Origin of the sequence: Pseudomonas sp. NPDC090201 (assembly GCF_044746825.1) — a bacterium.
GTDB classification, from domain to species: Bacteria; Pseudomonadota; Gammaproteobacteria; order Pseudomonadales; family Pseudomonadaceae; genus Aquipseudomonas; species Aquipseudomonas putida_AD.
Window position 1 is genome coordinate 19,615 of the sequence record NZ_JBIVCX010000016.1, and the last position, 15,388, is coordinate 35,002.

13 protein-coding genes are annotated in these 15,388 nt (G+C 62.5%); 3 read left to right on the forward strand and 10 right to left on the reverse strand.

Annotation, left to right across the window (positions count from 1 at the left end):
• Positions 1-292: 292 nt before the first annotated feature.
• Positions 293-2,323: a response regulator gene (locus ACIPOO_RS25360; protein WP_400610630.1), complete on the reverse strand. Its 2,031-nt coding sequence runs from the start codon at positions 2,321-2,323 to the stop codon at positions 293-295.
• Positions 2,320-3,804 (reverse strand): ATPase domain-containing protein, encoded by a 1,485-nt coding sequence (locus tag ACIPOO_RS25365; protein ID WP_400610632.1) that lies wholly within the window; start codon positions 3,802-3,804, stop codon positions 2,320-2,322. Before ACIPOO_RS25365 ends, ACIPOO_RS25360 begins: the two co-directional genes overlap by 4 nt.
• A gap of 284 nt (positions 3,805-4,088) precedes the next feature.
• Between ACIPOO_RS25365 and ACIPOO_RS25370 the strand changes: the two genes are divergently transcribed.
• A complete protein-coding gene (locus ACIPOO_RS25370) occupies positions 4,089-4,901 on the forward strand; it encodes a crotonase/enoyl-CoA hydratase family protein (RefSeq protein ID WP_400610634.1) in 813 nt (270 codons plus the stop codon).
• Positions 4,902-5,003: 102 nt separating this feature from the next.
• Positions 5,004-5,852, forward strand: a complete 849-nt coding sequence (gene nudC / locus ACIPOO_RS25375; RefSeq protein WP_400610636.1) for an NAD(+) diphosphatase — start codon at positions 5,004-5,006, stop codon at positions 5,850-5,852.
• Here nudC and ACIPOO_RS25380 read toward each other — a convergent pair.
• The 6 genes from ACIPOO_RS25380 to ACIPOO_RS25405 all read right to left on the reverse strand — a co-directional run bounded on the left by ACIPOO_RS25380 (position 5,814) and on the right by ACIPOO_RS25405 (position 11,461).
• A complete protein-coding gene (locus ACIPOO_RS25380; protein ID WP_400610638.1) occupies positions 5,814-6,587 on the reverse strand; it encodes a TSUP family transporter in 774 nt (257 codons plus the stop codon). The two genes, nudC and ACIPOO_RS25380, sit on opposite strands and share 39 nt — an antisense overlap.
• 277 nt (positions 6,588-6,864) lie before the next feature.
• On the reverse strand, positions 6,865-8,004 hold the full coding sequence (locus tag ACIPOO_RS25385) for a Gfo/Idh/MocA family protein (protein WP_400610640.1): 1,140 nt from the start codon (positions 8,002-8,004) through the stop codon (positions 6,865-6,867).
• 206 nt (positions 8,005-8,210) lie between these two features.
• Positions 8,211-8,978, reverse strand: a complete 768-nt coding sequence (locus tag ACIPOO_RS25390; protein ID WP_274130303.1) for an SDR family oxidoreductase — start codon at positions 8,976-8,978, stop codon at positions 8,211-8,213.
• Positions 8,979-9,012: 34 nt separating this feature from the next.
• Positions 9,013-10,080, reverse strand: a complete 1,068-nt coding sequence (locus ACIPOO_RS25395) for a phosphotransferase family protein (RefSeq protein ID WP_400610642.1) — start codon at positions 10,078-10,080, stop codon at positions 9,013-9,015.
• 298 nt (positions 10,081-10,378) lie between these two features.
• Entirely contained in the window at positions 10,379-10,693 is a 315-nt protein-coding gene (locus ACIPOO_RS25400; protein WP_274130299.1) for an SCP2 sterol-binding domain-containing protein, read from the reverse strand.
• A 57-nt stretch (positions 10,694-10,750) separates the two neighbouring features.
• The gene (locus tag ACIPOO_RS25405) at positions 10,751-11,461 is read right to left on the reverse strand and encodes a histidine phosphatase family protein (protein ID WP_274130298.1); all 711 of its coding nucleotides are present in this window, start codon (positions 11,459-11,461) and stop codon (positions 10,751-10,753) included.
• 218 nt (positions 11,462-11,679) lie between these two features.
• Between ACIPOO_RS25405 and sohB the strand changes: the two genes are divergently transcribed.
• Complete coding sequence (gene sohB / locus ACIPOO_RS25410) at positions 11,680-12,702, forward strand: protease SohB (RefSeq protein WP_274130297.1); 1,023 nt, start codon at positions 11,680-11,682, stop codon at positions 12,700-12,702.
• 198 nt (positions 12,703-12,900) lie between these two features.
• Here the strand turns inward: sohB and ACIPOO_RS25415 are convergent, their stop codons facing one another.
• Positions 12,901-13,395, reverse strand: a complete 495-nt coding sequence (locus ACIPOO_RS25415; RefSeq protein WP_274130295.1) for a DUF934 domain-containing protein — start codon at positions 13,393-13,395, stop codon at positions 12,901-12,903.
• Positions 13,379-15,037 (reverse strand): nitrite/sulfite reductase, encoded by a 1,659-nt coding sequence (locus ACIPOO_RS25420; protein WP_274130293.1) that lies wholly within the window; start codon positions 15,035-15,037, stop codon positions 13,379-13,381. Before ACIPOO_RS25420 ends, ACIPOO_RS25415 begins: the two co-directional genes overlap by 17 nt.
• Positions 15,038-15,388 lie beyond the last annotated feature (351 nt).

A 15,388-nucleotide genomic window follows, 5' to 3' on the forward strand; every position in this document is an offset into this window, starting at 1 on the left:
GGCACTTTTCGAGGGTGAACGGGCATGTGCTCTTAGAACCACGGCGATGGCTGACCGTTCCATCGCGCTTGGGCGATGGGAGAATACTGCATCCTGCCGTTCGACAGAACAACTCAAACCCGTAGCAGCACGGGGTGCTGGCGGGGACGATCTTGAGGACGCCCCCGCGGGCAAGCCCGGCTGCTACGGGGCGGTGTAGGCTGGTGAGGTGGTGTGAACGCCAGTGAATCCGTAGCAGCACGGCTTGCCGGCGGGGACGTTTTCGAGGACGACCCCGAGGGCAAGGCCGGGCTCAGCCCTCGATCATTTCGCGGACCTTGGCCGTCAACTGGTCGAAGGCGAAGGGCTTGGTGATCATCTGCATGCCGGTCTCGAGGAAGCCCGCCCTGACGCCTGCGTTTTCCGCGTAGCCGGTGATGAACAGCACCTTGAGTTCAGGCCGCATCTGGCGGCCGATATCGGCCAGTTGCCGGCCGTTCATGCCTGGCAGGCCGACGTCGCTGATCATCAGATCGATGCGCTGGCCAGATTCCAGGATAGGCACCGCACCCACCGCGTCTGCCGCTTCCAGATACGCATAGCCCAACTCGCCGAGGACCTGGCTGACCAGCGCCCGCACCGCCGGATCGTCCTCGACAATCAGAATCGTCTCGCCCTCCAGCGCTCCGGCCGGTGGGTGATCCAGTGCCACGTCCGCCTCATCCTTATTGCCATGGAAGCGGGGCAGGAACAGTTGCACGGTGGTGCCATGGCCCACTTGGCTGTCGATGGACACATGACCGTGGGACTGCTTGCTGAAGCCATAGATCATCGACAGGCCCAGCCCGGTGCCCTGGCCAATCGGTTTGGTGGTGAAGAATGGATCGAAGGCGCGGTTGATCACGTTTTCCGGCATGCCGCTGCCGGTGTCCGTGACGCTCAGCACCACGTAATCCCCGGGCAGCAGATTCTCGTGGGCGTTGGTGAAGTGGCGGTCCAGGTTGCGGTTGAAGGTTTCGATCATCAGCATGCCGCCGTTGGGCATGGCGTCCCGGGCATTGAGCACCAGGTTGAGCAGGGCGCTTTCGAGCTGGTTGGGGTCGGCCTCGGCGGTCCACAGTTGCGGGTCCAGGCACATGTCCAGGCTGATGCTTTCATTGACGCTGCGGTGCAGCAGCTCACCCATGGAGCGCACCAGCTCGTTCATCTCCACCGGCTTTGAGTCCAGCGACTGACGCCGGGAGAATGCCAGCAGCCGATGGGTGAGGGCGGCGGCGCGATTGGCCGAGGTCACGCCCAGGTCGATCAGACCGTCCAGGTCGTCGGTGCGGCCACGGGCGATCCGCCGCCGCAGCAGTTCAAGGCTACCGATGATGCCGGTGAGCATGTTGTTGAAGTCGTGGGCGATGCCGCCGGTGAGCTGGCCGACCGCTTCCATTTTCTGCGACTGGCGCAGCACTTCTTCGTTGTGGCGCAACTGCGAGGTACGCTCCTCGACCTGTTGCTCGAGGGTTTCGTTGAGGCGCCGCAACTGGGTTTCAGCCCGTTTGCGTTCGGTGATGTCCGAGGTCACGCCCACCAGCAGGCTGACCCTACCGTTGCGCCCGCGAATGGCCCGGGCGCGGGCGTCGACCCAGTGCAGCGAGCCATCGGCCCAGACGTTGCGAAACTCGATGATGAAATCTTCGCCGCTGTCCAGCGTGTGCTGCAGCGTGGACTGCATGCGCGGCTGATCCTCCGGGTACACCGACTCCAGCCAGTCGTGGTAGCTGAACGATGCGTGCTCATCGCGTCCGAAGTGCACTTTGCTGATCGCCGAGCAATCGAGCTGCAAGTGCTCGGCCTCCAGTTGCCATGAACCCAGCCGTCCGGCCTTGAGCGCGTGTTGCAGGCGCTGCTCGCTTTCGAGCAGATCCTCCATGCGGCTGCGGGCTTCGTACTGTCGGCGCCGGCCGCGCACGGCGGTGGTCACCAGGCTGACCAGGGTCGCCGGGTGAAACGGCCGCTCGAGAAAGGTCACATTGCCCAGCATCTTGCCAAGCCGCGCAGAAGGGTTGTGTTCCGGCCCACCGTGGTGGGTCAGCAGCACGATGGGCAGGTCGGACCAGGCAGGCTGATTCGCCAGCAGCGTCAGCCATGGATTGAGATCGACACCGCGCAGCGCCTCGTCGGCGACGATGGCAAGGCCGGCACCGGATGCCATCTCCCGACACAGGCCCGCCAGATCGTGGGTGACCAGTGCCGGGAAGCCTGCTTCCTGCAGGATCATCAAGGCAATCTGGCTGTCGCGGCCGTGGGGCGCGAGAATGATTGCCCGTTCTGATAGTTGTCCCGGTGTGCTCACACTTCCTCATCCTGCAGTAGCGGATTGTTTTCGCCAAGGTATTGCGGCACCCCGCGCAAGACGCCCTGGAAGGCTTCCAGCGGCATGCCGATTCTAAGGCCGTTGCGGCTGATGCGGTATTCCCGGATGGTCGATTCGTGGCTGCCGGTGCGCTTCTTGATGATCGAGATGGCTCGACGCACCTTGCCCAGCGCCTCGAAGTAGCGCAACAGGATCACGGTGTCGGCCAGGTAAGTGATGTCCACCGGCGACTGCATGTCACCCACCAGGCCGTGCTGCGCCACAGTGATGAACGTCGATGCACCCTGGCGATTAAGGTACAGCAGCAGCTCATGGATGTGCAGCACCAGCGCATTTTCTTCCGGCATGGCGGCGCGGTAGCCGTTGACGCTGTCGATGACCACGGTGCGAATCTGCAACTCGTCGACACTGCGCCGTACACGGTGGGAGAACTCACCGGGTGACAGTTCGGCGGCGTCCACTTGTTCGATCAGCAGATTGCCGGTTTCCTGCAGCGCAGCCAGATCGAGCCCGACCTTGCGCATGCGCTCGAACAGCAGGCCGATTTCTTCATCGAAGATGAACAGGCCAACCCGCTCGCCGCGCATCACGGCGGCAGCTGCAAACACCAGGCTGACCAGCGACTTGCCGGTACCGGCAGGGCCGAGGATCAGGGTGCTGGAGCCGCTGTCGACGCCACCACCGAGCAACGCGTCCAGTTCCTCGATGCCGCTGCTCAACTGGTTGCTTTGGTAGGCGGAGCGGTGCTCGGCAGCCACCAGGCGCGGGAACACATGCACGCCATCTTCCAGGATGTTGAAGTCGTGATAACCGCCGCGATAGCGCTGGCCGCGATACTTGACCACCCGCAGGCGCCGACGCTCGGCACCGTAGTTGGGGGTCAGTTCCTCAAGGCGGATCACGCCGTGGGCCACGCTGTGCACGGTCTTGTCCAGCAGTTCGGTGGTCAGGTCATCGAGCAGGATGACGGTGGCGTCATACCGCGAGAAGTAGTGCTTGATCGCCAGGATCTGCCGACGATAGCGCAGCGAACTCTGGGCCAGCAGGCGGATTTCCGAGAGGCTGTCGATCACCACTCGCGACGGCTTGACCTGCTCGACGATGTCGAAGATCTGCCGGGTGGCCTCGCCCAGCTCAAGGTCCGAGGAGTACAGCAGGCTCTGCTGGTGCTCGGCATTGAGCAGGTCTTCGGGCGGGGTAAGCTCGAATACGCTGATCTGTTCGTCCAGTTCCCACCCGTGGGAGCGGGCGCCGTCGCGCAGTTCGCGCTCGGTCTCCGACAGCGTGATATACAGGCAACGCTCGCCCGCAGCAGCGCCTGCCAGCAGAAATTGCAGGGCAACGGTGGTCTTGCCGGTGCCGGGTTCGCCTTCCAGAAGGAAGACGTGGCTGCGTGAAAGACCGCCGGACAGAATGTCGTCCAGGCCCACGATGCCGGTTGCTGCTTTTGATGTAGTCAAGTATCGCCCTCATGCGACTTGAGAAAGAGTGGCGAGCCGTCCTGAGACTGCCGCCGGGGCAACGAACATGACAAGGATGTGCGATTGCTCGCTGCCATCATTCTGGACCGTACAGCCAGGCGGCGGTTCCATTCTTCGGGCCAGGGCAGACATGGACGGTCACTGATTCTGCTCGGCATTGGTCCGGCAAATGGCGCAACCGTGGCCTGCGACCGAAAATCGGGCTTGATATAGTCGCCTGTCTGGATTTCACACCCACCGCAGGCCATTCAAGGATCTTCGCCGTGTCCGACTACAGCGCTTTCAAGGTCGAACTGACCGACCACATCGCCCACGTGCAAATCAATCGCCCGGAAAAGATCAACGCCATGAACGCGGCGTTCTGGAGCGAGATCGTCGATATTTTCCACTGGATCGAAGACACCGATGAAGTGCGGGCGGTGGTGCTCAGCGGTGCGGGCAAGCATTTTTCTTCTGGCATCGACCTGATGATGCTGGCCCAGGTGGCCAACGAACTGGGCAAGGACGTAGGGCGCAACGCCCGGATGCTGCGGCGCAAGATCCTGCAGATGCAGGAGTCATTCAGCGTGGTCGACCGTTGCAGCAAGCCGGTGCTGGCGGCGGTGCAGGGCTACTGCATCGGTGGCGCCATCGACCTGATCAGCGCCTGCGACATGCGTTACGCAGCCGACGACGCGCTCTTTTCCATCCGTGAAATCGACATGGGCATGGCCGCCGATGTCGGCACCCTGCAGCGCCTGCCCCGGCTGATCGGCGACGGCATGATGCGCGAGATGGCCTACACCGGGCGCAACGTGGACGCCAGCGAAGCGCTGCGCATCGGCCTGGTCAACCGCACCTTCGCCGATCATGAACAGCTGCTCGAAGGCGTGTTTGGCATCGCCAGGGAAATCGCCGCCAAGTCGCCGATTGCCGTCGCCGGCAGCAAGCGGATGATCGGCTACATGCGCGACCACAGTGTCGATGACGGGCTTGAATACGTTGCCACGTGGAACGCTGCCATGTTGCAATCAGCGGACCTTAAACTGGCCATGGTTGCCCATATGGGCAAACAGAAGCCGGTCTTCGACAATTGACCGGCAACCCCGGATTCGCAGGCACCCGACGCCGCCGAACCTGACGCGCACCTCTGTGGGCGCGCGCCGAGCGGCGAGGTTGCCCATTAGAGGAGTGCTTTCATGACGCGCCCCAGGCGTTGGACCACCGCTGTGCTCGACACCCAGAGCGCAGGCGGTTGGGCCGTAGTTCACAGTGATCAGGGCTTCATGCTCGACGGCAACGGGGTGATGTTCCCCCGTCAGTGGCTCAAGCAGCAGGATCTGCCTTTGCTCAGCGAGCATGGCATCGGCCATTTCGACGGCGAGCCGGTCTATGTGCAGGTGCTCAAGCACGCGGTGGAGCTGCCTGGCACCCACTGGCAGACGTTGCGTCAGTTCATGCTGGCGGATGACATCGACGTTTTCCAGAAACTCGGTTACGCCGCGCAGATCAGCACCTGGGCGCGGGAACACCGCTTTTGCGGCAGTTGCGGCCAGGCGACGACCCAAGTGCCGGGCGAGCGGGCGATGTACTGCAAGGACTGCGACCTGCGCGCCTATCCGCGCATTTCACCGAGCATGATCGTGCTGGTGACCCGCGGCGATGAAGTGCTGCTGGCGCGCTCGCCGCGTTTCGTCACGGGGGTCTACAGCACCCTTGCAGGCTTTGCCGAGCCGGGGGAATCGGCCGAGGATTGCCTGCGCCGCGAGGTGATGGAGGAGGTGCGGATCAAGGTCAGGAACATCCAGTACAAGGGCAGCCAGTGCTGGCCGTTCCCGCACTCGATGATGCTGGGTTTCCACGCCGAGTATGAAAGCGGCGACATCGTGCCCCAGGCCGACGAGATCGAAGATGCGCAATGGTTCAGCATTCACGACATGCCGCCGTTACCGGCCAGCCGTTCGATCGCGCGTTACCTCATCGACCTGTATCTGGCCGAGCGCCTGGGTTTAGCTGAACCAGTGCTGCCAGGCCAGGCGGACGGTTAACGCCAGTACCACGGTGATGAACACCGGGCGGATGAACTTCGCGCCGCCCTGGATGGCGGTGCGGGCACCCAGGAACGCGCCGACCATCAGCGCCGAGCCCATGACCAGACCAATCGCCCAGTCCACCGAGCCGTTGATGGCGAAGATCGTCAGGGCCGCCGCGTTGCTGACGAAGTTCATGCTGCGCGCCACGCCACTGGCCTTGACCAGATCCACCGGGTACATCAGCAGCGTGCTGACGGTCCAGAATGCTCCGGTGCCGGGGCCTGCGACACCGTCGTAGAAGCCCAGGCCGAAACCCTGGGGAAACTGCCAGCGGGTCTTGATCGGCGCGTCGCTGTCCAGCGGCGCCTTGGGCGTGCCGCCGACCAGCAGGTACAGGCCGCAACCGAAGACGATCACTGGCAGCATCTGGTTGAGCAGTTCGGCAGGGAGGTAGTGCGCGACGACGGCCCCCACCAGTGCGCCGATCAGCGTGCCGATCAGGCCGCGTTTCCACTGCGCGGGATGGAACAGCTTGCGCCGGTAGAAGGTGAAGCTTGCCGTGGCCGAACCGAAGGTCGAGCTGAGCTTGTTGGTGCCCAGCACCAGGTGCGGTGGCAGACCGGCAGTGAGCAAGGCAGGGGTGGTCAGCAATCCGCCGCCACCGGCGATGGCATCGATGAAACCGGCAACGAAGGCGACAAGGGCGAGCACCAGCAGCGTGGTGGGGTCTACGGTGAGTTCGAACGGCATGGGCAAGGGCTTACTTGGCAGACGGGCAGAATGGCTGCCCGGAAGCGCGGCATTCTACCAGCGAGGATTGCCGTTTTGGTGCGGTATTGCTCTTGATTCTGCCCGGAGGGCGTAGGAGCGTAGCTTGCTCGCGATCTGCCGGGAACCGGCAGTAAACCCTGCCCACGCCGTACTGCTGACACGACTGAGGTGCCTGATTTTGCTACCGCTTCGCGGTAGATCGCGAGCAAGCTACGCTCCTACGGCCTCCGGCCAGAATCAAAAGCGGGTGAACGCTTCAGACATCCGAAACCGTCACCCACCGCATCTCCCTGGCCGCGATGCGGATGGCACTGGCCAGCCGTTCCACCTCAAGGGCCTCGGCGAAATCCGGCCCTTCGTTGCCTTTCCCGCATAACGCCTGGATCAGGGCATGGACCTCAAGGGTCTTCAACTCGTTGTACCCCAACTGGTGCCCCGGCGCCGGGCAGAACGCCGCATAACCGGCTTGCGTGGGGCCGGCCAGGATACGCTGGAAACCATCACGCCCCGGTGCGCCTGCGCGATACAGCCGCAGCTCGTTCAAGCGTTCCTGATCGAACGACAGAGTCCCCAGCGTGCCGCTGATCTCGAAGCTCAGGTGGTTCTTGTACCCATGCTTGAGCCAACTGCTGGCAAAGGTGCCCCGCGCGCCATTGGCAAAGCGCAGCAGGGCGTAGGTCTGGTCGTCGATGCCGATCGCACGCTGCTCGTGACTGCCCTTGCTCGCCGGGCGCTGGCCGTGGACGGTCTGGGCGTCGGCGCACACCGCTTGCACATCGCCCAACAGGTAGCGGGCCATGGCCAGCAAATGACTGCCCAGGTCCGCCAGCGCACCACCGGCGTGGGCCTGCTCGCAACGCCAGGACCACGGCTGCTGCGGATCGCCCATGAAGTCTTCGCTGAACTCGCCCTGAAAGCTGATGATCTGGCCCAGCTCACCGCTTTCGATCATCTGCCGGGCCAGGCCGATCATCGGGTTGTGCTGGTAGTTGTAGCCCACCCGCGTGACCACGCCGGCCTTTTGCGCGGCCTGCTGCATGGCCCGGGCTTGCTCAAGGCTCACCGCCAGGGGCTTTTCGCAGTACACCGCCTTGCCCGCTTCCAGCGCAGCCATGGCCATGGGGTAGTGCAGATGGTTGGGGGTGGTGATGGCCACGAGGTCCACGGCCGGATCGGCGATCAACTGTTGCCAGTCAGCGTGGCTGCGCTCGAAACCCCAGGAGTGGGCGCATTGTTCGGCGCGGGCGGCATCGGCGTCGGCCAGGGCGCTGAGTTTGAGGTTGACCGGGAGATCGAAGGTGGTGCGGGCATTCTGGAACGCCAGGGCGTGAGCCCGGCCCATGAAGCCCGTGCCGATCAGGCCGATGCCCAAGGTGGGGAGAGTCGATTCGCGCATGACAGCAGTTCCTTTGACGGGATGTTGTTATGCGGAAAATGTATTCGCTGCCGGGCTCGGATGGAATCATTATTCCATCAGCGAACCCTCAAATTCACCTCAGCCCCGTAGGAGCGCGCTTGCCCGCGATGGCGGTGTGCCTGCGCACGCTGTGCCGCCTGAAATGGCGCATTCGCGGGCAAGCGCGCTCCTACAGAGGTTGGGTGTCAGGACAGAAACCCGCCATCCACATTCAACGCCACGCCGGTGGTGTAGCTCGACGCATCGCTGGCCAGGTACAGCACGGTGCCGGCCATCTCGCCCGGATCGGCCACGCGCTTGAGCGGGATCTGCTGCAGCGCGGTATTGAGGATCTTCTCGTTGCTGACCAGCGCCGAGGCGAATTTGGTGTCGGTCAGGCCCGGCAGCAGCGCATTGCAACGAATGCCGAACTGCGCGCACTCCTTGGCGAACACCTTGGTCATGTTGATGACCGCAGCCTTTGTCACCGAATAGATGCCCTGGAAGATACCCGGCGAGACGCCGTTGATCGACGCCACGTTGATGATGCTGCCGCCGCCGTGCTCGCGCATCAGCTTGCCGGCTTCCACGGACATGAAGAAATAGCCGCGAATGTTCACGTCCACGGTCTTCTGGAACGCGCCCAGGTCAGTGTCCAGCACATTGCAGAACTGCGGGTTAGTGGCCGCGTTGTTGACCAGGATGTCCAGCCGGCCGAATTCCTCACGAATGCGCGCGAACACCGAGGTGATCTGCTCCATTTCACCGATGTGGCAGGCAATCGCAGTGGCCTTGCCGCCGTCAGCGATGATCGCATCGGCCACCTGCTGGCAGCCTTCGATCTTGCGGCTGGAGACGATGACGTGGGCGCCTTGCTGCGCGAGCAGCTTGGCGATGGCCTCGCCGATACCGCGGCTGGCGCCGGAAACGAAGGCGATCTTGCCATCGAGGTCGAACAAGTGGGTCTTGGACATGTTGTCTTCCTTATCGTGTCGCAATCGTCAGAGGTTAGAGCGCGGAGCGGTCGATGACCTGCAGGGCCATGTGTTCCAGCAGCTTGTTCATGTGGATGAACTGGGCGAAGCGCTTGTCCTGGGTCTGGCCGTGGAAAAACCGGTAGTAGATCTGCTGCACGATCCCGGCCAGGCGGAACAGGCCATAGGTGTAATAGAAATCGAAATTGTCGATGCGGATTCCCGAACGTTCGGCGTAGTAGGCCACGAACTGCTCGCGGGTCAGCATGCCCGGCGCATGGCTGGGCTGGCGGCGCATCATCTGCACGGGTGCAGGGTCATTGGCTTCGATCCAGTAGGCCAGGCTGTTGCCCAGGTCCATCAGCGGATCGCCCAGGGTGGTCAGCTCCCAATCGAGCACGCCGATGATCTGCATCGGGTTGACGGGGTCGAGGATCACGTTGTCGAAGCGGTAATCGTTATGCACCAGGCTCGACACCGGGTGGTCGGCAGGCTTCTTGTCGTCCAGCCAGCGCGCGACCTTCTCCCAGCTTGGCGCGTCGGCGGTGAGGGCCTTCTCATAGCGCTCGGTCCAGCCGCGAATCTGCCGCTCGACGTAACCCTGGGGCTTGCCCAGATCGCCCAGGCCGCAGGCGTTGTAGTCGACCTGGTGCAGGTCCACCAGTTTGTCGATGAAGCTCTTGCACAGCGCCTCGGTCTGCGCAGCGTCGAAGTTCAGTTCGGCGGGCAGCTCGGAGCGCAGGATGATGCCCTTGACCCGCTCCATGACGTAGAACTCGGCGCCCAGTACCGCTTCATCGGTGCAGTGCACGTAGGCCTTGGGGCAGTAAGGGAAGGCGTCCTTGAGCTGGTTGAGAATACGGAATTCGCGGCCCATGTCGTGGGCACTCTTGGCCTTGTGGCCGAAAGGCGGACGGCGCAGGACGAACTCCTGATCGGGGTAGGCCAACAGGTAGGTGAGGTTGGAGGCCCCGCCGGGAAACTGGCTGATCTGCGGCTCGCCACGCAGGCCCGGAATGTGGGCCTTGAGGTAAGGGTCGATAAGCGCAGCGTCGAGTTCTTCGCCGGATCGAACCTGGGTGGACTGGTCGGTTAAGGCCATGCTTATCCCTGCTGTTTATTTTGGTTGGTCAGGATCATTGGCTAATCTAATGCGAGCAAGGCTCTGGAACAACGTGCACGGGGCCTTATAGGCGAGCGTGTTACAGGGCGATCAGCCGCTTTGATTCGCGGTGTGCATAAACCGTAGAGCAAAAAAAACCGAAGCCCGGAGGCTTCGGTCTGGCTCGATCTCTGTAGGAGCGCGCTTGCCCGCGATGGCGGTGTGCCTGCGCACGCTGTGCCGTCTGAAACGGCGCGGTCGCGGGCAAGCGCGCTCCTACAGGGGTTGTTGCCACGTCTTACGACGGAAACAGCTCGCTCAGCTTCATCGCCAGCATCATGTCGCCTTCGGCGCGCAGCTTGCCGCCCATGAAGGCCTGCATGCCGTCGGTTTCGCCGGAAACGATGCCCGCCAGGGTCTCGCCGTCCATCACCAGGGTCACCTGGGCGTCAGGGTTTTCGCCTTCCTGCAGTTCGCAGGTCTTGTCCTTGACGATCAGCGAGAAGTGCTTGGATTCGTCGATACGGAAACCGAACACCAGGTCCAGGCCGGCAGCGGCGCTTGGGTCGAACTTGGCTTTCATGGCTTGTACGGCATCGGCTACGGAAGTCATGGTGTCATCCTTTTAGATAAGTGATTTGCAGGCACCTTGCGGTGCATTTGGCCGGGCTCAGCGGTAGGTGATGAGCTCCGGCGCCTTCATCAGTTGCAGATGGGCGCTACTGTTGAAGGAAGCCAGGGACACCTCGCGACCACGGAATTTCAGGTGGTTAAGCGAAGTGTTGACGATTTGCCAGTTGAGCTCGAACGCCTGCAGCGCAGGCATCTGGGTGATCTGGTGGAGCAGGGCGGTGATGGTGCCGCCGGAAGTGAACACGGCGATGCGCTCGCCAGGGGCTGCGCTGTCGAGAATCCGCCCAAGGCCAGCCTGCGCCTGCGCCACGAATGCCAGCCAGCTTTGCAGTGCCGGGGTGTCGTGCTCGCCGCCCAGCCAGCGGCCAATGATCAGCGCGAACAGACGCTGGAACTCGGCGCGGTTGTGCGCGGCGTTGCGCATGATCTCCAGCGCTTCGGGTTCATCGGGAAGCATCGCCGGCAGCAGCGCGCGGATCACGCCTTCGGCATCGAATTCATTGAAGCCGGGGTCGATTTCCAGCGCGGGCTGTTTGAAACCGGCGGCGTCCAGCTGGGCCATCACCGTTTCGCCCGTATGACGCTGGCGGAACAGGCTGCCGCTGATGCAACGGTCGAAGCTCAGACCCAGTTGTGCCAGGTGCGCGCCGAGCACTTCTGCCTGACGATAGCCGGTGGGCGACAGAACGTCGTAATCGTCCGCACCAAAGGAGGCCTGGCCATGTCTTATGAGGTAGATGCTGCCCACGTTCGCGTCATCCCGACACGCTGAAAGTGAAGCGAGGTTATGAGCAGGGCGCGGGGTCTGTCAATAAAAAAACATACGCTTGTTTGAATTGTGCGATTGTCATGATCTTTGACAGTCGTGTAGCTGGCCCGGCGCGAGGCGCGCCGGTATGCTGGGGTCATTCGCGATTTGTGAACGGGCCTTGGTTCAAGGTTCTGACGTGCAGGTAAGGAGCCTCTGTGGAGTTCATTTTCGATTACGCCAGCTTCCTGGCAAAGACCGTGACCGTGGTGGTTGCCATCGTCATGGTGCTGATTGTCATCGCTTCGCTGCGCGGCCGCGGTCGCCGTGGTGGTGGCGGGCAGTTGCATGTGACCAAACTCAACGATTTCTACAAGGGCCTGCGTGACCGCCTGGAAGGCTCGCTGCTGGACAAGGCGCGGCTCAAGGCGCTGCGCAAGTCCCAGGCCAAGGAACTGAAAAAGGACAAGAAGCAGGTCGAGGTCAAGCCGCGCGTCTATGTGCTGGATTTCGACGGCGACATCAAGGCGTCGGCCACTGAAAGCATGCGCCACGAGATCACCGCGTTGCTGTCGCTGGCCACCGAGAAGGACGAAGTGGTGCTGCGCCTGGAAAGCGGTGGCGGCATGGTCCACAGCTACGGGCTGGCCTCCTCGCAACTGGCGCGGATTCGTCAGGCCGGCATTCCGCTGACCATTTGCATCGACAAGGTCGCGGCCAGCGGCGGCTACATGATGGCGTGTATCGGCAACCGCATCATCAGTGCGCCTTTCGCCGTGCTGGGTTCCATTGGGGTGGTGGCGCAACTGCCCAACGTCAACCGTCTGCTGAAGAAGCACGACATCGACTTTGAAGTGCTGACGGCCGGTGAATACAAGCGCACGCTGACGGTGTTTGGCGAAAACACCGAGAAGGGCCGTGAGAAGTTCCAGCAGGACTTGGACATCACCCACGAGCTGTTCAAGAACTTCGTCGCCAGCTATCGCCCGCAGTTGCAGATCGATGAAGTGGCGACCGGTGAGGTGTGGCTGGGCATGGCAGCCAAGGACAAGCTGCTGGTGGACGAACTGAAGACCAGTGACGAGTACCTGGCCGACAAGGCCAAGACCGCCGAGGTGTTCCACCTGCATTATGCCGAGCGCAAGAGTCTGCAGGAACGCGTGGGCCTTGCGGCCAGCACCTCGGTGGACCGCCTGGTGACCGGCTGGTGGAGCCGCCTGACCCAGCAGCGGTTCTGGTAAACCGCGATGATTTCATTGCGCTGAGTCTGTGGGAGCGAGCTTGCTCGCGAAGGCGTCGGGTCGGATTTGTAAGATGTGTTGCACGTACCGGCCCTTTCGCGAGCAAGCTCGCTCCCACAGGGTTGGGTGTATGTCCCAAACAAAAAGCCCCGGCTTCGTAAGAAACCGGGGCTTTTTGTTGCTGGCCGAAAGGTCGGCTTAGCGACGACGGAACAGCGGCAGCGGCTCGTCGGTTGCAGCCTGGTACGTCACGGAGAAGTCCTTGAGGCTCTCCAGCGCTTCGTACGGGTCTTTGTCCGCGCGAATGGCGAAGGCGTCGAAGCCACAACGATGCAGGTAGAACAACTGGTCGCGCAGCACGTCGCCAATGGCCCGCAGCTCGCCCTTGAAGCCGTAGCGGTCACGCAACAGGCGCGCATTGGAATAGCTGCGACCATCGGTGAACGCCGGGAAGTTCAGGGCGATGACCTGGAAGTGCTTGATGTCATCGCCGATTTCCTCGGCTTCTTCGTCGCTGTCCAGCCACACGCCCAGGCCGCCGTCGCGGGCCTTGAGCGCGTGACCATGGTCGCGCCACAGGGTCAGCGGCACGATCAGGTCGTCGCAGTTGGACAGGCTGTCGAACTCGGTGTCCTTGGGCAGCAGGTGCCAGGTCTCGTCGATGACTTCGTTGTTCTTAATGATTCGCTGCATAGACGCGCTCCTTGAAAGGGTCGATGCCGATACGCTGGTAGGTGTCGATGAAGCGTTCGTCTTCGGTACGTTTCTCAACGTAGACGTCGATCAGCTTCTCGATCACATCCGGCATGGCGTCCTGTGCGAAGGAAGGGCCCAGGATCTTGCCCAGGCTGGCATCGCGGCTGGCGCTGCCACCCAGGGATACCTGATAGAACTCTTCGCCTTTCTTGTCCACGCCCAGAATGCCGATGTGGCCGACGTGGTGGTGACCACAGGCGTTCATGCAGCCGGAAATGTTCAGGTCCAGTTCGCCGATGTCGAACAGGTAGTCCAGGTCGTCGAAACGGCGCTGGATGGATTCGGCAATCGGGATCGACTTGGCGTTGGCCAGCGAACAGAAGTCGCCGCCAGGGCAGCAGATGATGTCGGTCAGCAGGCCGATGTTCGGCGTGGCGAAACCGCCTTCACGCAGCTCGCCCCAGAGGGTGAACAACTGGCTCTGCTCGACGTCGGCCAGAATGATGTTCTGCTCGTGGGAGGTGCGCAGCTGGCCGAAGCTGTAGCGATCGGCCAGATCCGCGATGGCGTCCAGTTGCTTGTCGGTCACATCGCCAGGCGCAACGCCCGTCGGCTTGAGCGACAGGGTCACGGCCACGTAGCCCGGCTTCTTGTGAGCCAGCACGTTGCGCGAGCGCCAGCGGGCAAAGCCTGCGTGCTCCTGGTCCAGGTTCGCAAGTTCGGCGCTGTAGTCGGCCAGTGCCTTGTACTCCGGATCGACGAAGTGCTTGGCGACGCGATGCACTTCGGCTTCGGTCAGGGTGGTCTGGCCGCCGCGCAGGTGGGCCATTTCGGCCTCGACCTTCTCGGCGAAGACTTCAGGCGTGAGCGCCTTGACCAGGATCTTGATCCGGGCCTTGTATTTGTTGTCGCGACGGCCGTAGCGGTTGTAGACCCGCAGGATGGCGTCCAGGTAGCTCAGCAGGTCCTGCCAGGGCAGGAACTCGTTGATGAACGCACCGACCACCGGGGTACGGCCCAGACCGCCGCCCACCAGCACGCGGAAGCCCAGTTCGCCAGCGGCGTTCTTGACCGGCTCAAGGCCGATGTCGTGGACTTCGATGGCGGCGCGGTCGGAGGTGGAACCGTTGATCGCGATCTTGAACTTGCGCGGCAGGTACGCGAATTCAGGGTGGAAGGTGGTCCACTGGCGCACGATCTCGCACCATGGGCGCGGGTCAACCAGCTCGTCGGCTGCGACGCCGGCAAACTGGTCCGTGGTGACGTTGCGCAGGCAGTTGCCGCTGGTCTGGATCGCGTGCATCTGCACAGTCGCCAGTTCAGCCAGGATGTCAGGGATGTCTTCCAGCGCCGGCCAGTTGAACTGCACGTTCTGGCGGGTGCTGATGTGCGCGTAGCCCTTGTCGTAGTCGCGGGCGATTTTCGCCAGCATGCGCACCTGGCGCGCCGTCAACTGGCCGTAAGGCACAGCCACGCGCAGCATCGGGGCGAAGCGCTGGACATAGAGGCCGTTTTGCAGGCGAAGCGGGCGGAACTCTTCTTCGCTCAGCTCGCCGGCCAGATAGCGGCGGGTCTGGTCGCGGAACTGCTTGACGCGGTCCTCGACGATCCGCTGATCGTACTCGTCATATACGTACATGGTGGTCCTGTTCTCAGGCGGTTCACTGCTGCTTGGACCAGCTGAGAGGCGATGCTATGCCGCCTGCATTCAGGGTCCGAAACAAATCTGCGCGCACGGTCGCGCAGCCTCCAACGAGGCCGGGGGGACAATAGCAGTTTGAGAATATGCGCAAAAGTGATGTTTCTTTATATGCAAATAGCTAAAAGCGATAAGCAACCCGTCGGCTGCTCATGACCACACTTGTGAGAGGGATAACCCTGGACTTTACTCAGGTTCAGGCCGGGGTCAACCGTCTTCGGTCAGTTCCATGTCTCATCGACAATAAGACAGACAAGAGGCGATGCAATGAGCCGATCCCACCCTAAACCT

Coding starts and splice junctions, on each gene's coding strand:
- ACIPOO_RS25390 (WP_274130303.1), bottom strand. CDS start 8,978: ATGTCCAAGACCCACTTGTTCGACCTCGATGGCAAGATCGCCTTCGTT.
- ACIPOO_RS25385 (WP_400610640.1), bottom strand. CDS start 8,004: ATGCGCGAATCGACTCTCCCCACCTTGGGCATCGGCCTGATCGGCACG.
- nudC (WP_400610636.1), top strand. CDS start 5,004: ATGACGCGCCCCAGGCGTTGGACCACCGCTGTGCTCGACACCCAGAGC.
- ACIPOO_RS25380 (WP_400610638.1), bottom strand. CDS start 6,587: ATGCCGTTCGAACTCACCGTAGACCCCACCACGCTGCTGGTGCTCGCC.
- ACIPOO_RS25415 (WP_274130295.1), bottom strand. CDS start 13,395: ATGCAGCGAATCATTAAGAACAACGAAGTCATCGACGAGACCTGGCAC.
- ACIPOO_RS25395 (WP_400610642.1), bottom strand. CDS start 10,080: ATGGCCTTAACCGACCAGTCCACCCAGGTTCGATCCGGCGAAGAACTC.
- ACIPOO_RS25400 (WP_274130299.1), bottom strand. CDS start 10,693: ATGACTTCCGTAGCCGATGCCGTACAAGCCATGAAAGCCAAGTTCGAC.
- ACIPOO_RS25420 (WP_274130293.1), bottom strand. CDS start 15,037: ATGTACGTATATGACGAGTACGATCAGCGGATCGTCGAGGACCGCGTC.